Source organism: Thiospirillum jenense, from assembly GCF_014145225.1.
Lineage (GTDB): Bacteria > Pseudomonadota > Gammaproteobacteria > Chromatiales > Chromatiaceae > Thiospirillum > Thiospirillum jenense.
Window position 1 is genome coordinate 1 of sequence record NZ_JABVCQ010000069.1, and the last position, 2,518, is coordinate 2,518.

Sequence of the window (2,518 nt, forward strand, 5' to 3'; positions counted from 1 at the left end):
TGTCTTTTGAATTGGCAGCTGTGGATAAGTGTAGTCAATGACTGGTTTTGACGGCCCTGACTTGGTTGTTCTGAATTGATTGATGGCGAGAGGGGGACAGACGCGAAGGGCGAAGCCCGTAGCGTCTGTCCCCCTCTCGCTTGGCTTCAGAAGGGCTCGGGTATCGTCGTTGCTTTGGCCCCTTTACGGACCAGCTCTCGCTCCTTGATACGCGACTTGGCAGCCATCGAACTGTGCGCGAACCGATACGACTCGTTGCCCGTCTCCACGATATGGCAATGATGTGTGAGCCGGTCTAGCAGCGCCGTGGTCATCTTGGCATCCACAAACACGCTGGACCACTCCGAGAAACTCAGGTTGGTGGTGATCGCCACACTGGTGTGCTCGTACAGTTGGGAGAGCAGGTGAAACAGCAAAGCACCACCGGCCTGGCTGAATGGCAAGTACCCCAACTCATCCAGAATCACCAGATCCACCCGCAGCAGCGACGCAGCAATGCGACCGGCCTTGCCCTGGGCTTTTTCCTGCTCCAACTGGTTGACCAGATCCACTGTCGAGTAAAAACGCACCCGCATGCCCTTGGAGGTGATGCCTGAGACCGCCACCGCTGTGGCCAGATGCGTCTTGCCGGTGCCAGGCCCGCCAATGAACACCACGTTCTGTGCCGTGTCAGTAAAGTCCATCGTCGCCAGTGTCGTGACCAAGTCCTGATCCACACTACTGGCCGCGAAGTCAAACTGGGCCAGATCCCGATGGATGGGAAACCGGGCCGCCTTGAGCTGATGACTGACCGAGCGCATGGCCCGGTCGGTGTGTTCGGCTTGCAGCAAGTGCTCGATCAACCATTTGTACGATGCCGTGGTGGTGTCGCCCTGGGCGGTCAAATCCGTCCAGGCACTGACCATGCCGTACAGGCGCAGCTCTTTGAGTTCGGTGGCGACATCACGGCGCATGATCAACCTCCAAGGCTTGAGTGGTCTCCATCACATCACGCAAGCTGTCGTAGCGTCTGGTATTGGCCAGCGGTGGATGCTTGAGTGCCAAGGCGGTTTCAACCCCCTCAGGCGCTGGCTTGGCATGCAGTCTGGCCAACACGTTGAGAACATGCTCGGCACTGAGTGCGCCAGATTCCACCACCAATTCCACGGCGACCAAGACCGCCTCCAGCCCTGCTGTGGGCACGGCTGCCAGCACCTGCGCCATGATGCGATCTCCTCCCGGGTGCCTCATCAGTCCTTGACGAAGCCGCTGCAGCGGTGATGGCATATCGGCAAACGGGGCGCCGTTTCTCAGCGCTCCTGGTTTGCGTTGCACCAGCGCAATGTAGTGCTGCCAGTCGTAGCGGGTGTGACCCCGATCTGCAGCCCGCTCGTGGCTGGCCACCACCGCATCACCCGCGACGACGCAGACACGATCGGGATAGAGCCGGGTGCTGACACGGTGGTTGGCCCATTCACAGGGTACCGAATAACGGTTGCGGTCCACGCTGACCAGGCAGGTGCTGGACACTTTGGCAGATTTCTCCACGTAGCCATCAAACGCTGTGGGCATGGGCATCATCTCCAGGCGCTCCTGCTCCAGCATGTCGAGCACGCTGAAATGGCCAAACTCCGGATGGCGCAGGTCGCTCCAGCAATCCCGGCAGCGCTGGCCCAGCCAGGCGTTGAGTTCATCAAAGGAGCTCCACTTGCGCTTTTGGGCATCGAGCCAGATGCGCCTGCGGCTGTCTTGCACGTTTTTCTCGACGATGCCTTTCTCCCAGCCACTGGCAACATTGCAGAAGTCAGCATCAAAGAGGTAGTGCGCGCACATGGCCGTGAAGCGTGCGTTGACGATGCGCTCTTTGCCGCGTCTGACTTTGTCCACGGCTGTCTTCATGTTGTCGTAGATGCCTCGCCCGGGGATGCCGCCCAGCGCCGCAAACGAGCGGGTGTGGGCATCAAACAGCATTTCATGACCTTGGCTGGGGTAAGCCACCAGCCAAAAGGCTCGACTGGCGCACAGTTTCATGTGCGAGAGTTGCACCTTGTTGTAGTAGATACCACCCACCATCAAGCCTTCGGTGCTCCAGTCAAACTGGAACGCCTCACCCAGTGCAAAGCTCAGGGGCACAAAGGCATGGGGCGTTTTGCCTTGCGCGCCACACCACTGCCGAATGAATTCGGTGACAGCGCTGTAGCCACCGGTGTATCCCTGGGTTTTGATGTCTTCAAACAAGGCCCGTGCGGTGCGCCGGTATTGCTTTGAGCGCAATGCATCAGCCCTGAGTGCCAGTTCCAAGGCTGCGTGAAACGCGGTGAGCTTGCCCGGTGTCGTCTTGCGACGGTACTCGGGCTCATCGCCTTCCTTGGCATCTCGCACCCATTTGCGGACCGTGTTTCGCGACAGCCCTGTGCCTTTGGCTATCTCGCGCAGTGACTTCTTGTCCCGCGTGTACATCCGCCTGACTCTTCCAAACATTTCCATGGTGATCACCTTTGTTGCTCCTGCCTAAAAAGTAGGCAGAGCTAGTAAAACA

The 2,518-nt window shown here is 59.0% G+C and carries 2 protein-coding genes; both read right to left on the bottom strand.

Going from position 1 to position 2,518, the window contains the following annotated elements; translation table 11 throughout:
* Positions 1 to 146: 146 nt before the first annotated feature.
* Positions 147 to 953, bottom strand: a complete 807-nt coding sequence (gene istB / locus HUK38_RS14480; RefSeq protein WP_182585031.1) for an IS21-like element helper ATPase IstB — start codon at positions 951 to 953, stop codon at positions 147 to 149.
* Complete coding sequence (gene istA, locus HUK38_RS14485; RefSeq protein WP_182585032.1) at positions 943 to 2,466, bottom strand: IS21 family transposase; 1,524 nt, start codon at positions 2,464 to 2,466, stop codon at positions 943 to 945. Before istA ends, istB begins: the two co-directional genes overlap by 11 nt.
* Positions 2,467 to 2,518 lie beyond the last annotated feature (52 nt).

Excerpts from the sequence above, each read along its gene's own strand:
- istB (WP_182585031.1), bottom strand. The coding sequence starts at position 953 with ATGCGCCGTGATGTCGCCACCGAACTCAAAGAGCTGCGCCTGTACGGC.
- istA (WP_182585032.1), bottom strand. The coding sequence starts at position 2,466 with ATGGAAATGTTTGGAAGAGTCAGGCGGATGTACACGCGGGACAAGAAG.